The organism is Ornithinibacillus massiliensis (assembly GCF_018310345.1).
In the GTDB taxonomy this organism is placed as follows: Bacteria; Bacillota; Bacilli; order Bacillales; family Amphibacillaceae; genus Ornithinibacillus; species Ornithinibacillus massiliensis.
Genome location: NZ_JAGXBY010000002.1, coordinates 454,370 through 473,221 on the forward strand (window position 1 = coordinate 454,370; position 18,852 = coordinate 473,221).

The window sequence follows — 18,852 nt, forward strand, 5'->3', positions numbered from 1 at the left end:
AGAGTGTTCTCGTTTGTATGTATGCCATAATAGTTATGATACTTGCAATCTGGGTTGATTAGCTAATCTAGCTTACTTGATAATTCAAACAAAATCTCTGGCCACCAGTCTACCTTTCCAGTTGTTATTCCATTACGAACTATAACAACATTATATTTAGGGCTAACGTAAATAACTTGACCATATTTACCATGTGCAAAGAAATCATATTCTTCTTCTCCACGATTGTAGCCTAACCACATATATGCATAATAACCGTGGTTACGGTTAAAAAAGTCCCATTGTGTAGAGCCATAATAAGAATCCTTCAAGCCCTCAATTGGTTTTGTAGAATCAATTACCCATTGACTCGAAATAACCTGTTCTTCGTTCCAGTTACCTTCATCTAAATACAATTTGCCAAATTTAGCAAAATCTATAGGTCTAGCATTTATACCACTTTCCATTTTTTCGAATCCATGCTTTTTACTGTCTATACTCCAAGAAGCTGAGAACTCCATTCCTACTGGTTCCCATAACGTCTTTTGTAAATATTCAGAAACACTTTGTTTAGTTGACCTCTCTAAAATTATCCCTAATAATAGAGGATTATAATTGTTGTATAGGAACTTCTCTCCTGGTATATCAACTAATTCAGTTTCTTCTAGAGCTAAACTCCTTAGATTAGGAGAATAATATGTTTTAGCGTCATCTCCAAATAATAATCGACCTTCCTCATAATGTATTCCAGAGGACATCATGAGTAGGTTTTGTATACTAATATCTTCAAATCCTTTATTTGTCAATTCGGGTATATAGTTAGTGATGGGTTCTTCAATACTCTCGATATATCCATCCTCTATTGCTTTACCAATCAGAAATGATACAAAAGATTTTGCAGCAGAGAAAGACGTATTTATAGACTCTCTGTTATAATCGTTAAAATATTTTTCATATATTATATGATCATCCTTAATAATAATAAATGAAGTTGTATCCGATTCGGTAAAGAACTGTTCAGCTTCTCCAATCGTATATTTTTCTTGATTATAGTTATAGCTAATATCCTTTAACACATCATCGATCAATTCTTCTTTCAAATTATAGTCGAAGGTGAAGCTATTATCCCCTTTCACAATTTCTCTGTATGCAAACTTCTGATGATCGTAAAAATCTGATTCACCCCAGAGAATATTCCTACTAACATAGGTGAATGATTTATAATCCGGTAATATGAACAGATACGATAATAAAACTAGAATTAATCCTATTAGCAAGATACTAATTTTTTTCATAAGTCCCCCATCGATTTCAATTTTCTAACTCTCTTTTATCTATAATTGACATTGGTGACCCATATAACGAATGTTTATTACAAACATGTTCTAAAAACATAGCTAACCTTGTCGTAATTCATTTTTTCCTCATAAAAATGGTGTGCATTTGTTCTTTGTAAACCTGAAGACAAAGCAACACTTTCATAATTGTTTTCTTTTGCCCAATTATGAACAAAAGTAAGTAGCTTTTCTCCATACCCCTTTGAACGCCTTTTCGCATCGGTTACTAAGTCACAAACCCAAACAAATCTACCGTAGTATAGTGTAATCATAGGTTTAAAACCAATTACTGCAACTAATTCTCCTCTATCAAATAAAGCGAACATTTTATATCTATCCGTATCTCTTGCATCCAACACTAATTCGAGATATGTTTCTTCGTCTAGATGAGTTCGTAGCTGTTTCATAACCGTGAATGCTTCTAAAATTTCGTTTTGTGAATTTAATTCTTTAATTGATATAGTCATTATTATTCCCTTCTTCATCTTTAGTAGTATTTATTGAAAGTAAAAAATTAGATGCCCTTTATGGTCTCCTTACCCCATATCCCCAACATAAGTGGCAATAACGTCACCTTCTGTTTCATATTTTAATAGAATTGGTATCATTGCTTTCGGGTATAAATCAGAATTAGATAATTCTTTCATAGGTATCCACTCAATCCCTATTTGATCAGGGTCAGGTTCGAGATTCTTACCTAATTTATTTAGATCTGAAGGAACTGTGCAGGAAAAAAGATGAACCACTACGTGAGTTTCGCTATCCCAACGAGCGTGTTCATGGTTTTTTCCGATATACTACTTACAAATAGAAGCTCGTTTACTTCAACCTTTACCCCTATCTCTTCTCTACATTCCCTAATTACTGCCTCTTTTAGAGTCTCGCCTGGTTCCTGACCACCACCAGGGAGTATGTTCATAAACTTGTTATAATCATATTTTTTTACAGTTAATAGTTTCCCTTCATTGATGATAATCGCTTGAACAGAGCTTCTTATTTTCAACTATAACTCACTCCATATTCCCATTAGAATTATATAATTTATAATATTTTTAAAAGCGGATCCAATAAAGTTTCTTTCTGACTAACATTATTGCTTAACTTTATAGTGCACCCACACAGAACCTGAACCAACAAGCTTTACCTGAATCATATCTAATTTAGTTATTTCATGTACAGATTGTAATTCATCGCAATCGAATAGTGATGGTGTTCTTCTTCCGCCCACTACTAATGGAGAATATACAATACTAATTTCATCTATTAAACCCTGTCTTAAAAAAGCTCCGTTGATTGCTCCTCCACCACTTAAGCCAAGTTTTCTAAATCCCATTTCATATAACTTTTGAAGTGCTAAAGTTAGGTCAATATGGTCATCCTTGCCTGCAATAATATAGGTTATTTCTTTCGCTTCTAGTTGTTCAAAATAAGCAGGAGGAGCATCTTCTTTCGTTACAACGATGAGCCCATCTGTTTGATACCAATTAATTCGACCTCTCCCGTCAAAAACGATGTAAGCTTTTGATTTTTTAGGTTCATAAACTGATTTTTCTAATTCAATCCAGTGATTGCCATACACCATCAATGTTTCACTTCCAGATAATAATGCAACACATTCTAAGTCATCATATAACCGATGGCTTAGAAAGTGCATCTCCATCAATTCCTTCTTTTGTCCATTCTGATACATTATGGTTTGGGGCAGTTGTCAGTTTTCCATCTATTGAGGAGAAAACATTTAGTATTACTTTCGGTCTATTCATTTCTCTCACCTCTATTCTTTTACTCATACATAATGGTAACATAATATTCAAAAAATAAAATCGATTTTTCTCCTGTAATTATCGGTGATAGACTACTAGAACAGAATGAATTCATTGGTTATAGTAAGAGATACCAATGTTTAGAATTAGTATCTCTTACTTTTGACTATTGATTACTATAACGGGTACTAGTTTGTCTATTTAATCAATGTAAAATATTTAATACCATCTCCGGATAATAGGCGTAAAACAGCTTCCCCATCTTCAACACTACAGTGATTTAACTATTTTTCTAACAACTCCTGAATCCATCTGCTCAACGTTGTTTTGTCAACAAACGGCGCTAGACGAGTAATCGCTTCTGGATTAACATTAGCAATTTTTCTGTCTTCCACAAGTCGATTTAAATATTCCCTTCCAAGAAAAGGTGCTAAAGAGGTGAGAAGGTGTGAATCTAAATGCCATTCCATCGTCCGGTCAACTATACTAATTAACTTTTCGCGGCTGCAGAATGGAGCAAGGTTAACGATCGTTTTCATCTCAACCTCATTACTGATTGCCTGCTCCATTAACTCATCCACTACTTCCCTTCCAATAAACGGTGCTAATCTTGAAACAGCCTTTAAATCCATTCCATCTTTATTTGCTTGGTCAATTAATCCCCTTAACACATCTTTACTGAGGAATGGAGCCATTTTCTGAACAAACCTTATATCAAATTCATCGTCTATCGTTCTGGCTACAACCAATTCATCTAACAATTCTGTTTCGATAAATGGTGCTAAACGTACAAGCAAATCCGTATTTAATAACCGTTTATCCAGTTTTGATGTAACTTCAGTCAATTCACTTGATTTTAAGAGAGGGGCAGCATTGACTAATCCTTCCATATCCGCTTCTCCTGTATTAATCATAGAAGAAACGTCCTCATGTCGGCTTTCAGAAAAACCTTTCATGACGTGCCCAAAGTTCTTAATATATACCGAACTATCTTCATCTGCTCCCCCATTCATTAACTCATCAATAGATACCCCAAAAGTTTGCCCAATAGTCATTAATGTTCCTATATCAGGTAATGAATCACCTCGTTCCCATTTCGACACGGCCTGATGACTAACATTCAATTTATCCGCCATTTCCATTTGTGTCCAATCTCGTTCCTTCCTTAGCTTCGAAATATAGCTTCCAACCTTACTTGTATTTAACATCCTAATTTCCTCCTAAAATTGTTTCAGCGCGCACTGTTACTGAAAGCGTAGCATATAGATCACAAGATGCCTATCAACAGTTAGTTGAGTAGAAAATTCTACTACCAGTAGAATGTAACAACATAGAATTCGGTCTTACGGCTTGTAGGTTATCATACTGTGCAAAACAATACATCTGAATCACGGAAAAAACATAGCAGAGCTAAGCTGTTTTTACCGTTCAGTTACTATAAGGTTGTAAATTTAATTATCAGCAAGAATAGTTGAGGTTTTACGTTATAAATTAAATCTTTGTTTGATCATTTCTGCTACAACTTCCGCACTTATGTTGGTATTATCTATCTTTATATAGTTCTTAAATTTAATTTCATCTTCCAATGAATTCAAACTATATTTTTCCATTGATTGGATTAAATCTTTTTCTGACCAATCAATATTCCTCTTGGAAGGTTTATGTTCGATTCAAACTTTTATTTCGTAAAAGTCTTTTCTCTATATCAGCTTCAAGCTCTACTTAATAAACAGTGCCACCTCTTGATTCAAACAGTCGGGACACTTTATTAACGTATTCCCAATCGGCTTTTAAATCAAAAGCCCAGACATATGTAAAAATAATACCGTATAAATTACTTTTGGATACCTCTTCAAAAATCTCCTGTCGAAACAGATTAACAAGCCTCTTTCCTTCTTTTGTACCGTAGTCGAAAAATTGACTAACTAAATCGATTGTCATGTGATTATAAAACAGCTTTAACCTTGTTATTTTGGCTAACTCCTGTCCAACAGTCATTTTACCAACTGCTTGAGGTCCAAAAAGAAGTACCAATTCTTTTACTACCTCCTTCCTATAAATTTAATAAAGCCAGTAAATCTATTCGTTTATAATATTATGATAAATTTTATCTACTATAATAGAAGGTGGTAGTGTTCCATCCACAATGAAATCCGAACAGGGTTTAATAGACTGGATCATTTCCAAATAGCCTCTTCTCCCTCTCGATAAGTAGTTCTCCATTTCATTTAATATACTTTCTTTAGAACGATTATTATAATCTCGGACTACTCTACGCGCCATGGCAATATCCAAAGGCGTATCAATATAAACAGCCAAATCTATTAAACTTTTTATCTTAGCGTGTTTATAGGCAAACGGATAATCCAATATAATGTATTCTAATGGGGAATCAATCAATTCTTTTAAATCTACAAAAAACTCATCCAAATTCCATTCATCATAGACAGCTCCTTTGTCAACCCAATCAATAATATCAATAGGTCCCTCCACATCATAATCATCAAAGAATAATACTTTTGTATTGGTTAACCTTTTATTTAATCGTTTCGTGATGGTTGTTTTTCCTCCACCAGACACTCCTGCAATGGAAATAACAAATGGATAGTTTCTTTTGTTCAACGTAATTCCCCTCCTATTTAACATCTACCTTACTCACTTAACTTAATTTTCAAAAATATATATGTAAAAATAAAGATCATCAATAAGATGACCTTACTATTTCTTTTACTGATATGCTTACATATCTTCTATTTTCTTATTCCAATCAATATGATTCCGTAATAAAACATAGTAGATTGTATTTACTTGAGGAAGTGTAAATATACTTAACATAACCATTTATACAAAATTACTCAGCGTTCATTCTATTGAAGTATCATTTGAGCAAATCCTAGAAGTCTAATTCAATAACAGTCCCTATTCGTTTTATGTTGAGAATTGGACTAAAAATATATAATAATCTCGCAAAGTTTTTGCTGCATATACACAAAACAACACCAAACTTATCTATTATTTCTAATTTCTTCCAATAATTCTATGACACGATTGTTTTGTTTTTCAATGGTTTTTAGCCTTTTTTCCATGATACTTGAAGAAAAAAATATAATTAGTACAATAGCAATTCCTATTATTAATTCCAACCCTATTCCCCCCGTTACAACATCGGCATCATTTCATTACATATAGTGCTTACTACTTATACGATTTACATCTATAAAAGTTACATACTTATTCTACAACATTTCTTCTCAAGGGAATGAGCTTGGTTACGATAAGAAGTAGAATAAAAGAAGGAAGTCTTTCCATAATAGAAGACTTCCCCCTTTTGTCATGACTTTTGATCTCCCATAATTTCCTTCATAAAACGATGCTTCGCTAGAAGATAATAGGCAATCTGTAATACAAAATAAAAAACCGCAACAATCATAAAATTCACCGTAAATAATGGGTTATCAACGATTCCCCCTGCATCTTTCGCAAAAATAGCAACATAACTAAAGGCAATACCCAAGCCTAACAACGGTGCTAAAAAGAATAGCAAACGCAACTCTTTTGCTAAAACCTTTCGTATTTCTTTTTTCGTCATACCAATTTTATATAACTTATGGAATGTCATTCGCTCTTGATCGATGGATGAAAAGATATTCAAATATAACACCATAAACGAAGAAACGAAAAATAGGGCACCAAGAAAGCTAGACATAAAAAATAGAATGCCCCCAGCTTTTCTATTGGAATTATAGACCTCTATTTTAGCTTGTGGCTCCAATAACACTTCCTCCGTGCTGTAATCTAACCGAGATAGTAATGGATCTTGTCCTTCTATTCCATTTTGTTTCTTTAATTGTTCCTTCCATGTCACATATGCATCACCAGATTTTTCCCAGTTAAATAGGTTTAATGCATGAATCGTTGATTTGTACACTTCAAGTTTTTGAGCAATCCGATCATAATCATCGGGATGCACAATGAAAAAATTAACCTCATATAAGTTAAGTTGATCAAATACCGGTTCTATAATGGATTGCTTTTCCGTTAACTTGATTTCTTTTAGAGCAATTGAATATTTCCCTTCCCCATTCTCATGGTCTACATACGGGTCATGATACTCGGGGTTTATGTTATCTAATCGAATCATTTCTCCTGGAGATACTTCCACATGTTTCGAATACATTTGATTAAACTGTTCTGCAGAAAGAAAACTATACCGATTGAAATAATCTCCTAGAGGACTTTGTTCAAAGTAATCTAGGACATCTAAAGTTACATGCTCCTTAATCTCATGATTATCTGTATTAAATAGTTGTTTTAATTCATCATCCGAGATGGCGTTCTTCATAGCTGTCTGCGCAAAAGATACATCATAAATACGTTGTTCCTCAGCCAATTTCTCTGCAGAAGCGTAGAAATATAGTAACATAGAGGTGTAAAAAATCGTAACCATGGTCATCGTAATCAATAGTAATGAAATTCCTTTTACCTGTTTAAACTTATATTCCACATTTGCTAAAAATAACATCCGATTATAATAAACGGATTTTCTCGATCTCGCGAGCTGTATCAAAAAACTCCCAAAATGGGATATAGTGAAAAACAGACCGCTAAGTAAACTAATTAATCCAACAAGAAGTACTAAACCATCATTTATATCGTAATCAGAATTTGAGAAAAAATAATATTGAAAATTGATAGAACCAATAACTAATAGTAGCCCGACTCCACCAAGCAAAGGACTACGAACTTTATTCTTCTCTGTTACACGATCCTCTTTAAAGATTGTTAAAACTTCTTCTCTTCTAATATCGAGGATAGATTTAGCTACACCAATTGAAAAAACAATTAAAAAGACCCCTACCGTTGTAGCAAACATCGTTATATGTAGTTCAAAAGCAATTGATTCCATTTCTAAAACATGCATCAATAACAGAAAGAACAAACGGGAAAAGATACTACCTGATAACAGCCCTACTCCTAGTGATAATAGAGCAATGGCGCTATTCTCCAGTAAGAGAACTTTACTAATATCCTTATCCGACATCCCCACCATCATAAAGAGTCCAAATTCCTTTTTCCTCCGCTTGATAAAAACCGAATGGGCATAATGGATAAAAAACACCGTAAAGACTATTAATGCAACCGATGGAATCATTAAGATAGTAGATAGGGATTCTCCATCCATTTCATTCGCATTCCGAATGCCTTCATTAAAGTACACCGTAGAAAACATAAAGAAAACCATTACTACAAAGCTATTGCACAGAAAATAGAAGAGATATTTTCTGTAGTTAACCTTCGCCATTTTCCAAACGAGTTCAATGAACGTCATGGCTTTTTCCTCCTAAAACTGCAAGGTTGTCCATAATTTGATCCAAAAACTGTTTCCTGCTTCCCTTTTTATTTATCTGGGAATGAATACGCCCATCTTTAATAAAAATGACTTTTTGGCAATAACTAGCTGCAAACACATCATGTGTGACAATTAATATCGTTGTTTGCAATGTAGTAATGATTTCTTCAAAGCATTCCAAAATGGCAGTAGATGATTTAGAATCTAGGTTTCCTGTCGGTTCATCGGCTAATATAATATCTGGTTCATTCACCAAAGCCCGTGTAACTGCTGCACGCTGTTGTTGTCCACCAGATACATGATATGGATATTTGTTTTGTAAATGGCGGATACCAAATAACTCCATTAATTCGTCTGCTTTTTGTTCCATCTGGCTAGCAGATTTCTTTTCTAATACCATCGGTAAATAAATATTTTCTTTAATGGTTAAGCTATCCAGTAAATTAAATTCCTGAAACACAAATCCTAGCGTCTTCCTTCTAAATAAAGCAAGCTCCTCCTTCTCCATGGTGCTTAATTCATCTCCTGCAATACGAACAGAGCCTGCAGAGGGCTTATCTATCCCGCTTAAAATATTCAACAAAGTGGTCTTCCCACTTCCAGATGGCCCCATAATCGCAACAAACTCACCCTTTTGGATTGATAGATTAATTCCATCCAGTGCTGTTGTTGCTCCTTCTTGTTGATGATCTCCATAAATTTTCATTAATCGTTCCGTACGTACAATTTCCATTTCATCGCCTCCTCTCTGTATACTGTAATAAACTTCCAATAATACAGCCATCGGTTACACTAAAAATACCTTACATTTTTGTAAGGTACTGAATTGTGACAGTTGTCCCTTTCTCGACCCCTGATTGAATCGTTAAGCTATGTCCTAATTTCTCGCTAATTCTTCTAGCTAAATAGAGTCCAATACCGGATGCATTTCGTTCCGTTCGGCCGTTTTCTCCTGTGAAAAATGGTTCAAAAATCCGGTCTATGTCGTAAGAAGGGATGCCGATGCCTTGATCGATTATCGAAACCAAACACTTGTCTTCGACTATCTCCATCGAAATCTTGATTTGTTTTCCTTTCCCACCAGAATATTTAATCGCATTGGACAGAAATTGATCGATCAATATTTTATTCCACTTTTTATCTGTTAGGACGTATAACGAATCATAGGAACACTCCATAACAGGATAGACGTGATGGTAGATGAATTCACTTTTACGTTCATTAATAGCCTCCCGAAACGAGGCAACAAGATCAACCGCACGAACCTCTAGGTCATTTTCAAAACGTTGCATTCGAATCATCGTGAGACCTTGCTCTATCCTTATTTGCAATCTATTATTTTCTTGCTTTAATCTCGTGATATACTCCTCTTCTTTCCCTCGTTCATCAGTATGACGCTCCATGATAAGTTCCATCACAGAAACAGGTGTTTTCAAATGATGAATCCAATGCGATAAGAACGCCATATCTTCCTTATGCTGTTCCACTAATGTGCTATGTATTGCCTTTGCTTGACGATTGTTTTTATCAATTAGTTGCTTCACACGTGTTTGTTCTATTGTCATTGGATGAATTTCTGCATATTCATCCTCCAATAAGAGCCTAATACGTTTATGGAACTGATAATACTTCGCTCCATCCAAGCACATAATCACAACTAGAAAAAAGACGCCAATACCGAATGGATAAAAGAATTCCTTCTCCATCGGATCACTTAAATAATTAAATAAAATGATCGTTACGATACTTAACAAATAAGAAATGAGCAGTAATGTTCGATCTTTGACATAATCTCTCAGAATAGATTTACTCATCACTATCACCCATTATTGGGTACTCAAGCATATAACCTACCCCGCGTTTACTTTTAATCATCGTATCTGGTAGTCCAACTGCCACTAACTTCTGCTTGATTCTCGACATATTAACCGTTAATGTATTATCATCAACAAAGGTAATATCATCCCAGACTTCTTCAATTAATTCCTCTCTCGTCAAAAATTTCCCATGATAATCGATCAATTTCTTTAGGAGTTTATATTCATTTTTACTTAACTCTTCATGAATACCTTTATGGCTCATCGTTAGCTTCTGACTATCGATACATAAACCTTCCACACAACAAATACTAGTATCGGAATGTGCATACTCACCATACACTCTACGGATGGTAGCTTTTACTTTGGATAATAATTTGTCAAACGTAAAAGGCTTTGTAATGTAGTCATCTGCTCCAAATTCTATAGCCATGATTTGATCCACATCATCACTTTTGGCTGAAATCATAATGATAGGCACATTAGAATGTTTACGCAAACTGTGACATAAAAAATATCCATCAAAATATGGTAAATGAATATCTAAAAGAACAAGATCGGGATTATACTCTAAAAAATCTTTGGTTACGTTTTTAAAATCCGTTTGTATCATCACTTCATAGTTATGTTCCTCAAGTGATTCTTTCATCAATGATCGTAATTCATAATCATCTTCCACTATGAACACTTTGTACACAATTTTCCCTCTCCCTTAGCGACTAGATTAATACGAAGGGTATTCTACTAGCTAACTAGCTATCTCTCTTTCTAACTACTTCAAAACTTACAGTTACAACTATATCATTTGGTTATAGCGATGCAAAATGAAAAAAGACCATCAATCGATGATCCTTAGTTTCATTTCGTTAGCTTTTTCAATGAGCTGGTAGTATTATGATTCTCCTATTGTCCCTTATAAACCTCTAAAACATGCTCAGAGGTTACAACTATTTTACTATTAGTTGCGGTTACTATTTCCATGGGGTATGTAGCGGATAATTTATCAGAAAATATCCATTCCCTACCAGGCTGATTTAGTATTATAAATATTCCCTTTGATCTATCTCCCATAAAGTTAAGGGATGTTGAAGATAAAGGAGCATTATCTCGTTCATGAATACCAATCGTCATTAGTTTTTTCCCAGCACTTATAGCATCCTCCATGGTAAGTCCAATTTCACTAATATTTACTATTCCTTCTTCAATGGAAAAAGGCTCCTCACCCTTTTTGGATATGGAATGTCTTGAAATGAACTCCACAATGTTACCTGCAGGATCATAAAAATATAAAGCATGAGCTGGTAGGTTAGAAAAAAATGCTTCGTCTTCTTCTTCCCTTGTATTCAATTCTACTCTTTCTTTAACCCATGATTTCGCTTCAACAAACTTATTAGCTAGAATGTTAAAAGCAAAATGATAATATGGATTGCCTTTTACACTTTCAGAAGTAAACTCCAGTTGGCTTGTACCAACTCTAATACGAAAACTATACTCATCCTCCCTAACTAAAGGAAACCCGAACATATCGACGTAGAAGGCTCTCATTTCTTTTATATGACGTGTTTGGAGTGTCAATGATTTGATTTCCACTATGTAATACACCTCTTTTCTCGTAACTCTTTGGGAATTAGTATAGTTTATATAGATGAATTTTTAAAATACTATTTTTATATTGGAACATATAAGTAAAACTTATTACAAAATAGTAGATTTATAAGTAGATAGAACTAACAAACATCGGTGTTTCGTTACATTACAATTTTCCTTATGTTTGCTAGTAAAATTTATAAATCCAAATTAAAAATAAACTGTTCACCAATCCGACCAATTTTTCTCCTACCCGTATCCTTAAACCCTACTTTTGAGTATAATTTCTGAGCGGGAAAATTTTTATGATTAACCGCTAATACAATTTCATCGCAGCTAGGAAATTCACTTTTAACAAAATCGCGTAGAAGGAGCATTGCTTGTTTAGCATATCCTTTACCTTGCTCAGCATAATTAACAGACAGTGTCGTTAATAACATAGCATTGGGATTATTTGAATACTCCTTTATCCGATCAGTGGAGTGTAATAGAAAGAAACCAACTGGCTTATTTCCACATAGTAAGACAATACGATGCTGCCCTTCCTTCACTACCTTATATTTAGATGGTAATGCCGTAAATTGTGCTTGTTCTTCAGGAAGTTCAAAAGTAGCTAATTCCTTCATATGCTCATTCGAAAAATGCTCCAACTTAACTTCATCTATTGATTGCATAAACAAAATCCCTCCTCATCTATTTAAATTACTGTTTGCGTCCATCTAATACCAACAACTATATGACATTAACCTCCGTTTCTTCTTTTGAAATAAGCTGATTATAAGAGGCGATCATTCATCATATTTACCAATTGTACCTTAGTAGAAAACAGTTACTAGCAAATTATACAAAGAATGAAGAATAATGACAGACCAAAGCGAATTACTCTTTTTATACACAAATCCAAAAATAATCCCCATTACAAAGACATTTAATATAGAACCTAAAACATAAGGGAATCCGAACATATCTTTATAAAACCAAATAGGGAAATGAATCGATACAAAGAGTAAAGCTGTAATGGCATTCGCTACCCAAAATCGAAATGAATCCATAAGTTTTCTTAATATAAACCCCCTAAAGACAATTTCCTCGGTTATTCCAACTAATAGAATTGTATTAAGCCATTGGTTAAACCCTAATTGAAAATCAACTTGCTCTAAAACAGAAAAGTTTACTACTACAAAATAGAATATGAAAACGACAGATCCCCATCCGGCCCATTTCAAACCTTTTCTATCGTTTTGACGTAACCTTAAATAGGAAAATGCATTTCTTTGTTCTATCAGTCTAATTAAATATATAACTGGAACGATCCAGATTACTATTTTAACTATGGCTGATACTAATGTTCTCGGTATAGAATCTAACAAATCTAAATATTGAACTAACCATATCTCTCTAATACACCATAGGATAAAGAATATTATGAAATACACCCAGATATAATTTTTATTTACACTTGAGTTTATTAGAAGCTCCCCCATTTCTCTTATAAAATCATGCCTCTCTTACTTCATGAATTCTACAAAATAATAATAGTTTATTATGATTCTACCAGTACAAAGAATTCTTTCAACTCCTTTAGAAGATTTTCTATGTTAGGTTCAAATATATTATGATCGGAATCCTCCAATACAACTAAGTTAGAATTTGGAAATCTCTCCAAATATTGATTGCTATCTTTTGGTGATAGTAGTGACCCAGTTTTCCCACCTCGAATAATAAGAACAGGACACAGAATATTGCCTAATCTATCCCAAAATGATACTTGCTTTGATTCTCTTTGAATTCCATATAATGAATGTATTTTCATCCTTCCTGGTAAAGGCTTACCTCTCCAAATAGGTAAAGCGGTAAATTGCTCTACCCAATTAGTCGGGAGTTGGGAGTGATAAGCAGGATAATCCCCCAACACTAGACCTTTAATTGAATTTAAATTGCTTAGAGCATACCCTAATGTGTAGGAAACTCCTCTTGAATAGCCCATAATGATCAATTCATTTATTTTAAGGTGTTTAATCACTGCATCAATATCACTTATATGATCTTCTAACGTATATCCTACTTCAGGATCATCGCTTTTTCCCCTTCCTCTTAGCGAAATTGCAATACATCTCCTAGGATATAGCGATTGAATTAGAGGAATATAATCTTCTGCGGACTCTGAAAGACCTGGAACGATAACGAAAGGTGTTTCGTTTTTTGTTGAATTTGACTTGCTGTCTATAAATTCAATTAATGTACCTTTATTACTTACTAGATTACTATCCATTTTCACTCATACTCCCCTTTTTATTATTTTGCAAATAAATTCCATTTAAATATGAAAAATTCCTTCTATTTTCTAGAATTGTTTGTGGGCGAACGTGTAGTAATACAAAATGTAAACATATAGAGTTTTTTGTTCATTATTTCGTTTTTTCCACTCCTTTTATTTTCATATTTTTTGAAAGTATACTGTTATTACTTCGTAGAGTAATTTAAAATTAATCATAGCGTAATTTTAATTGAAATAATTAGATATTTCAATTATTATATATAAGAGGTCAGTAATCAGTAATAAATAACATAGCCAATCTTCTTTTATTTCTAATACGTAGTAGAATTTGCAGTGTTTTTAACAAAGAATACTTGCAAGCTTGCTTGTGACAACCGTTTCTACATTTTTAGGTAAGGTAAGTACCTTATTATCTCTCAAAAAAATTAGCGTTACGAAAACTTTACAATCATATTTTTAGAAGGAGGTTTTCAATTATGACAAAAATTCACCAATTAAGCCCGAGTTCTAAATCACTCCACGGCTTCTTCAGTAAAGATTTAGAACCTGCATTAGAAATAGATTCAGGAGATACCGTTCATTTTAAAACACTGGACAGTGCATGGGGTGTTGCGAAACGGAAAGCAATAGGTGAACCTAGAGAAAGATTTAGCGATGTTCAGCCACACCGGATACCTAAGGGGTTTGGTCATTCATTAATTGGTCCTATCAATATTAAGCAAGCAAGCCCAGGGCAAACTTTAGAAGTTCAGATTAATGAAATTATACCTGGGTTGTGGGGATGGACTTCAGCAGGTGGGTTCCCTAGCTACTGGAATCAGAGATTAGGAATGGTTGAAGAAAAAGAAGTAATGTTAGACTTTGAATTAGATACTAATCAAATGATTGGAAAAAGCCAATTTGGAAATTTTGATTTCACAGTAAAGCTGACTCCCTTCATGGGAATTATGGGTATGCCACCGTCTACACCAGGACAACATACCACCATTTCACCCCGGTCAACCGGAGGAAATATTGACTGCAAAGAGTTACAAGCCGGTAGCATATTGTATTTACCAATTGAAGTAGAGGGCGGTTTGTTTTCTACAGGAGATGGGCATGCTGCACAAGGAGATGGTGAAGTTAGTGGTCCCGCATTAGAATGTCCTATGGAAAAAGTCAGTTTGACATTTAATGTTTTAGACGATTTTCCAATACAAAGACCTATGGCTAAAACTAAGGATGGATGGCTTACGATGGCATTTCACGAAAACCTAGAGGAAGCAATGTGGATTGCTTTAGATGACATGCTACAACTTATATCAAATTTATACAATATATCTCGAACAGAAGCATACGCATATGCTTCGTTAGTTGTTGACTTAAGAGTTACCCAAATCGTAAATACTGCAAAAGGAGTTCATGCATTTCTTCCGTTTGATGCATTAAGATAGTTTACGCCATAAAAATTAATCCTTATTACAAGTAATCAAGTAATCCAATCATTTTTTTGTTATAATTATTTTGACTTTTATGTGAAGGGACTGAACTATGCGCAGATATCAATATTCCAAACCTCATAATAAAATAATACACATTGGAGGCTAAAATATTGATTACCGAACTACGAACAGAAAGATTACTGCTGAAAAAAATGGAAGTATCCCATTCTTCTAGTCTATTTAAAATCTGGTCTGATCCCGATGTAACAAAGTTTATGAATATTAATAGTTTCACAGATGAAAGTCAAGCAATAGAAATGATTGAAATGCTTGACATGTTATCTCAAGAAAACAAAGCTATTCGATACTCCATTTTTCTTTTAGAGTCCAACCAAATTATAGGTTCTTGTGGTTACAACTCCTTAGACTTTGAAAATTTAAAAGCAGTAATTGGATATGAAATTAGTAAAGAATATTGGGGTAACGGATTTGGTTCAGAAGCTATCCTTACACTAGTAAGTTATGCGTTTCATAATCTTAATTTCAATAGGATTGAAGCAAAAATTGAACCTGATAATAAAAATTCAATTAAGCTTGTTGAAAAGTTGAATTTTCAATTTGAAGGTACTCTAAGAAGATCGGAAAGATCAAAAGACACGTTTATTGATCTAAATATGTATTCAAAATTAGTAACTGATTAATTTTAGTTTAAAAAGCCTATATAAAAAATATAGGCTTTTTAATAACTTAAGGCTTCCAACAATTGAAGTGTATCTTTATCAGTAATCGGCTTTTACTCATACACTTCCCTGTCAGCACTTTTATTAAGTTCGTTGATAAAAAAATCTACTAGTACCCCTTTAACAAAAGAAATCGCTATAACATTATGATTGATAAGTATAAATAGAGGAAGATGTAATTAGGCTTTCTACACCGTTTGGATGGTATGGCATTAATGTATTTGCTGTGTTGTAATCAACCCATCTTACCTCTAGGATTTCATCCGTATACTTAATTTCACATTCTCCCCCTATTACATCTGCTTTGAATGTAATAAATAACACGTGGTGATTCTCTTCTTTAAAAAACGCTTCATTAATTGCTACTACACTTCCTACCTTAACAGTTAACCCTGTCTCTTCCTCTACTTCACGAATAACTGCCTGTTCTAGAGTTTCACCATTTTCTACTGCTCCCCCTGGTAACGACCAACCTTGACCAGCATTATTAACCATAACTATTTGCTCTTTATCCTTGTTACAAATCAAAGCATAAACAACGTCAATCCTTTGCATATTGTCCTCCCCCACATTAACTGAACCAATAATATTGGTTTATTGTATTAGTACTTAACTTTTCTAACTATTTTTAGAAAATACTTACTCCTTCTAAACTATCGTCTTTTATATTCATTATTTAGACAAATTTTAGAAAAAATACCATTACAGTATCTCAACCAAAAAAGCTTTTGCGTCTTGCAAAAAGTCTCCTTTTTCTATTTAAAATAACAGCGAACTGCTAATAAGCCATTACACTCCTCGTAACTCACTATGTTTAGTTGATTTAATATACCTACTAAATATAAAACGAACAAAAGGACCCATAATGATAATTTGTAGAGGTAAAGCCATAATCAAGTTACTGCTGAAAATGACAACATAATCTTTTACAACTGAACTAGAAGTAAAACCATTATGAATATAAGTTGTAACTAAACCGTAAATAGACATAAAAAAAGCCATTCCAATTACCATACATATTGAAATTGCTAGTACTGTATAGATTTTCTTTTTGGTATTTGCAGTTATTTTTAAAGCAATTTTTTTAGCATTAGGTCCTACTATTAACATATCTAGAATTAATGCAATAACAAAACCAATTAGAAAATCGGATAATCCTTCCATAATAGTCATTTTACCAATCATACCATTTAAATAATAATTATAAACAGTCATCAGTAAAACCATCCCAAAACACATCATTACTCCAAATTGTAGACTTTCTTTCTTAGTTGTCGGCAATTATATCATCCTCTCTTTTTATACCTTTGTATTATAGTGATTATATAAACACTTTCGTAAGTGAACATTTTGTGAGCGTTTATGATAATAGAAGTTGCAGATCAATTTTGTTTGAGTTGACTTAGGCTAGTTCTTTAATATAAAAGTCTCTATAACGGAACTAACCTCAATCAAACTATAATCCACCTTAATAATAACCTAAATTCACCGGAAAAAAGCTAAAAAAATCACACCAAAAATATTGACAAATATTTTTATTTATGCTATAATTTACAATTATCAAATTGTTTTATATAATAAGGTTCTCCTGGCCAGGGGAATCTTATTTTTTTATAGGAGGAAATGGTTTGAAACAGAATGAGTCTAGTTTAACTTCCTTAGTATCAGCATTTGGTCGAGCTTATCACAGTAAAAATGACACACCAATCATTTTTGATGATTTTATAGTAATCAATTTAATTTCCGAAGATGATTTTGCAGCTATTAGCCAGAATATGATTAATGGTATAACATTTTTTAACAAGGATATCGGGGAAAGATTTAAAGAAAATCCAGATGAGATTTTAAAATGGATTACCCAAGTACAGCTCTCCCCAACACCTATAGCACGCTCAGCCTATTGTGAGAGTGTATTACTTAATGAAATTAATTTAGGCGCCCAACAGTATGTGATACTTGGGGCTGGTTTAGACACTTTCTGCTTTCGACATCCAGAATTAGAAGACAAATTAGATATATTTGAAATTGATTATCCTGCTACACAAGAATTTAAAAAGAAGAAGTTAGCAAAAGCTAATTTCTCTATACCAAACAATCTGCATTTTGTTCCTATGGATTTTACTAGTAAGTTATCTCACCGTGATTTAATTGATGTAGGGTTTGATAACAAGAAGACCTTCTTTAGCTTATTAGGTGTATCCTATTATTTAACGAAAGAGGAGATTGCGAGTTTAATAGGTGAATTATTCGCTACCGTTCCAACAGGTAGCTCTATTGTTTTTGATTATGCAGATGAAAATCTATTTAAAGTAAAAGGAAAATCTAATCGTGTTGAAAACATGGTTAAGATGGCTTCTGCAAGCGGAGAACCAATGAAATCGAGTTTCACGTATAGTGAGATGGAGAAAATGTTAGAACAATCAGGTTTACTAATTTATGAACATTTAACACCAACTAAAATAAATGAGGTTTATTTCAAAAATAGAACAGATTATTTGTCCGCATTCGAGACAATACATTATATCCACGCTGTTAAGAAATAGCCTGCTAATAAATTCAAGAGTCTCTCAATGATTACCA

21 protein-coding genes and 1 pseudogene are annotated in these 18,852 nt (G+C 33.5%); 3 read left to right on the forward strand and 19 right to left on the reverse strand.

Annotated elements, in window-relative coordinates; genetic code table 11:
• Positions 1–62: 62 nt before the first annotated feature.
• The 17 genes and pseudogenes from KGF86_RS06555 to KGF86_RS06635 form a co-directional block, all read right to left on the reverse strand.
• A complete protein-coding gene (locus KGF86_RS06555; RefSeq protein ID WP_186871434.1) occupies positions 63–1,274 on the reverse strand; it encodes a serine hydrolase domain-containing protein in 1,212 nt (403 codons plus the stop codon).
• Between the two features lie 77 nt (positions 1,275–1,351).
• Positions 1,352–1,786, reverse strand: coding sequence for a GNAT family N-acetyltransferase (locus KGF86_RS06560; RefSeq protein ID WP_343221438.1), 435 nt, complete (start codon positions 1,784–1,786; stop codon positions 1,352–1,354).
• A 275-nt stretch (positions 1,787–2,061) separates the two neighbouring features.
• Positions 2,062–2,319: an NUDIX domain-containing protein gene (locus KGF86_RS19265; protein WP_246521350.1), complete on the reverse strand. Its 258-nt coding sequence runs from the start codon at positions 2,317–2,319 to the stop codon at positions 2,062–2,064.
• Between the two features lie 87 nt (positions 2,320–2,406).
• On the reverse strand, positions 2,407–2,976 hold the full coding sequence (locus tag KGF86_RS06570; RefSeq protein WP_211741418.1) for a RibD family protein: 570 nt from the start codon (positions 2,974–2,976) through the stop codon (positions 2,407–2,409).
• On the reverse strand, positions 2,942–3,106 hold the full coding sequence (locus KGF86_RS06575) for a hypothetical protein (protein WP_211741419.1): 165 nt from the start codon (positions 3,104–3,106) through the stop codon (positions 2,942–2,944). Before KGF86_RS06575 ends, KGF86_RS06570 begins: the two co-directional genes overlap by 35 nt.
• A 257-nt stretch (positions 3,107–3,363) precedes the next feature.
• The gene (locus KGF86_RS06580; protein ID WP_211741420.1) at positions 3,364–4,287 is read right to left on the reverse strand and encodes a helix-turn-helix domain-containing protein; all 924 of its coding nucleotides are present in this window, start codon (positions 4,285–4,287) and stop codon (positions 3,364–3,366) included.
• 276 nt (positions 4,288–4,563) lie between these two features.
• Positions 4,564–5,077 (reverse strand): annotated as a pseudogene (locus KGF86_RS06585) (shikimate kinase).
• An 81-nt stretch (positions 5,078–5,158) separates the two neighbouring features.
• Positions 5,159–5,701, reverse strand: a complete 543-nt coding sequence (locus KGF86_RS06590) for an AAA family ATPase (RefSeq protein ID WP_246521352.1) — start codon at positions 5,699–5,701, stop codon at positions 5,159–5,161.
• A gap of 383 nt (positions 5,702–6,084) precedes the next feature.
• Positions 6,085–6,222: a hypothetical protein gene (locus KGF86_RS06595; RefSeq protein WP_211741422.1), complete on the reverse strand. Its 138-nt coding sequence runs from the start codon at positions 6,220–6,222 to the stop codon at positions 6,085–6,087.
• A gap of 188 nt (positions 6,223–6,410) precedes the next feature.
• Positions 6,411–8,408, reverse strand: a complete 1,998-nt coding sequence (locus tag KGF86_RS06600) for an ABC transporter permease (RefSeq protein WP_211741423.1) — start codon at positions 8,406–8,408, stop codon at positions 6,411–6,413.
• Positions 8,395–9,162, reverse strand: a complete 768-nt coding sequence (locus KGF86_RS06605) for an ABC transporter ATP-binding protein (protein ID WP_186871443.1) — start codon at positions 9,160–9,162, stop codon at positions 8,395–8,397. Before KGF86_RS06605 ends, KGF86_RS06600 begins: the two co-directional genes overlap by 14 nt.
• Before the next feature lie 70 nt (positions 9,163–9,232).
• Positions 9,233–10,243, reverse strand: coding sequence for a sensor histidine kinase (locus KGF86_RS06610; protein WP_186871444.1), 1,011 nt, complete (start codon positions 10,241–10,243; stop codon positions 9,233–9,235).
• The gene (locus KGF86_RS19565; RefSeq protein ID WP_211741424.1) at positions 10,236–10,943 is read right to left on the reverse strand and encodes a response regulator transcription factor; all 708 of its coding nucleotides are present in this window, start codon (positions 10,941–10,943) and stop codon (positions 10,236–10,238) included. Before KGF86_RS19565 ends, KGF86_RS06610 begins: the two co-directional genes overlap by 8 nt.
• 206 nt (positions 10,944–11,149) lie before the next feature.
• The gene (locus tag KGF86_RS06620; RefSeq protein WP_211741425.1) at positions 11,150–11,836 is read right to left on the reverse strand and encodes a VOC family protein; all 687 of its coding nucleotides are present in this window, start codon (positions 11,834–11,836) and stop codon (positions 11,150–11,152) included.
• A gap of 194 nt (positions 11,837–12,030) precedes the next feature.
• Positions 12,031–12,507 (reverse strand): GNAT family N-acetyltransferase, encoded by a 477-nt coding sequence (locus KGF86_RS06625; protein ID WP_186871447.1) that lies wholly within the window; start codon positions 12,505–12,507, stop codon positions 12,031–12,033.
• A 141-nt stretch (positions 12,508–12,648) separates the two neighbouring features.
• Positions 12,649–13,203 (reverse strand): CPBP family intramembrane glutamic endopeptidase, encoded by a 555-nt coding sequence (locus KGF86_RS06630; protein WP_186871448.1) that lies wholly within the window; start codon positions 13,201–13,203, stop codon positions 12,649–12,651.
• Positions 13,204–13,376: 173 nt separating this feature from the next.
• The gene (locus KGF86_RS06635; protein WP_211741594.1) at positions 13,377–14,105 is read right to left on the reverse strand and encodes an alpha/beta fold hydrolase; all 729 of its coding nucleotides are present in this window, start codon (positions 14,103–14,105) and stop codon (positions 13,377–13,379) included.
• Between the two features lie 482 nt (positions 14,106–14,587).
• On the opposite strand from KGF86_RS06635, the gene KGF86_RS06640 reads away from it, so the two are divergent.
• Positions 14,588–15,544, forward strand: coding sequence for an acetamidase/formamidase family protein (locus KGF86_RS06640; RefSeq protein ID WP_186871449.1), 957 nt, complete (start codon positions 14,588–14,590; stop codon positions 15,542–15,544).
• Between the two features lie 158 nt (positions 15,545–15,702).
• Positions 15,703–16,233 (forward strand): GNAT family N-acetyltransferase, encoded by a 531-nt coding sequence (locus KGF86_RS06645; RefSeq protein WP_211741426.1) that lies wholly within the window; start codon positions 15,703–15,705, stop codon positions 16,231–16,233.
• Between the two features lie 183 nt (positions 16,234–16,416).
• On the opposite strand, the gene KGF86_RS06650 is transcribed toward KGF86_RS06645, so the two are convergent.
• A complete protein-coding gene (locus KGF86_RS06650) occupies positions 16,417–16,827 on the reverse strand; it encodes an NUDIX hydrolase (RefSeq protein ID WP_186871451.1) in 411 nt (136 codons plus the stop codon).
• A gap of 234 nt (positions 16,828–17,061) precedes the next feature.
• A complete protein-coding gene (locus KGF86_RS06655; RefSeq protein ID WP_186871452.1) occupies positions 17,062–17,553 on the reverse strand; it encodes a DUF2798 domain-containing protein in 492 nt (163 codons plus the stop codon).
• A 347-nt stretch (positions 17,554–17,900) separates the two neighbouring features.
• Here KGF86_RS06655 and KGF86_RS06660 point away from each other — a divergent pair, with 347 nt between their 5' ends.
• Positions 17,901–18,815 (forward strand): class I SAM-dependent methyltransferase, encoded by a 915-nt coding sequence (locus KGF86_RS06660; RefSeq protein ID WP_186868811.1) that lies wholly within the window; start codon positions 17,901–17,903, stop codon positions 18,813–18,815.
• Positions 18,816–18,852 lie beyond the last annotated feature (37 nt).

Bases quoted from the DNA above. Each gene is read 5' to 3' on its own strand.
- KGF86_RS06555 (WP_186871434.1), bottom strand. From the start codon at position 1,274: ATGAAAAAAATTAGTATCTTGCTAATAGGATTAATTCTAGTTTTATTA.
- KGF86_RS06570 (WP_211741418.1), bottom strand. From the start codon at position 2,976: ATGGAGATGCACTTTCTAAGCCATCGGTTATATGATGACTTAGAATGT.
- KGF86_RS06575 (WP_211741419.1), bottom strand. From the start codon at position 3,106: ATGAGTAAAAGAATAGAGGTGAGAGAAATGAATAGACCGAAAGTAATA.
- KGF86_RS06580 (WP_211741420.1), bottom strand. From the start codon at position 4,287: ATGTTAAATACAAGTAAGGTTGGAAGCTATATTTCGAAGCTAAGGAAG.
- KGF86_RS06600 (WP_211741423.1), bottom strand. From the start codon at position 8,408: ATGACGTTCATTGAACTCGTTTGGAAAATGGCGAAGGTTAACTACAGA.
- KGF86_RS06605 (WP_186871443.1), bottom strand. From the start codon at position 9,162: ATGGAAATTGTACGTACGGAACGATTAATGAAAATTTATGGAGATCAT.
- KGF86_RS06610 (WP_186871444.1), bottom strand. From the start codon at position 10,243: ATGAGTAAATCTATTCTGAGAGATTATGTCAAAGATCGAACATTACTG.
- KGF86_RS06625 (WP_186871447.1), bottom strand. From the start codon at position 12,507: ATGCAATCAATAGATGAAGTTAAGTTGGAGCATTTTTCGAATGAGCAT.
- KGF86_RS06635 (WP_211741594.1), bottom strand. From the start codon at position 14,105: ATGGATAGTAATCTAGTAAGTAATAAAGGTACATTAATTGAATTTATA.
- KGF86_RS06640 (WP_186871449.1), top strand. From the start codon at position 14,588: ATGACAAAAATTCACCAATTAAGCCCGAGTTCTAAATCACTCCACGGC.
- KGF86_RS06650 (WP_186871451.1), bottom strand. From the start codon at position 16,827: ATGCAAAGGATTGACGTTGTTTATGCTTTGATTTGTAACAAGGATAAA.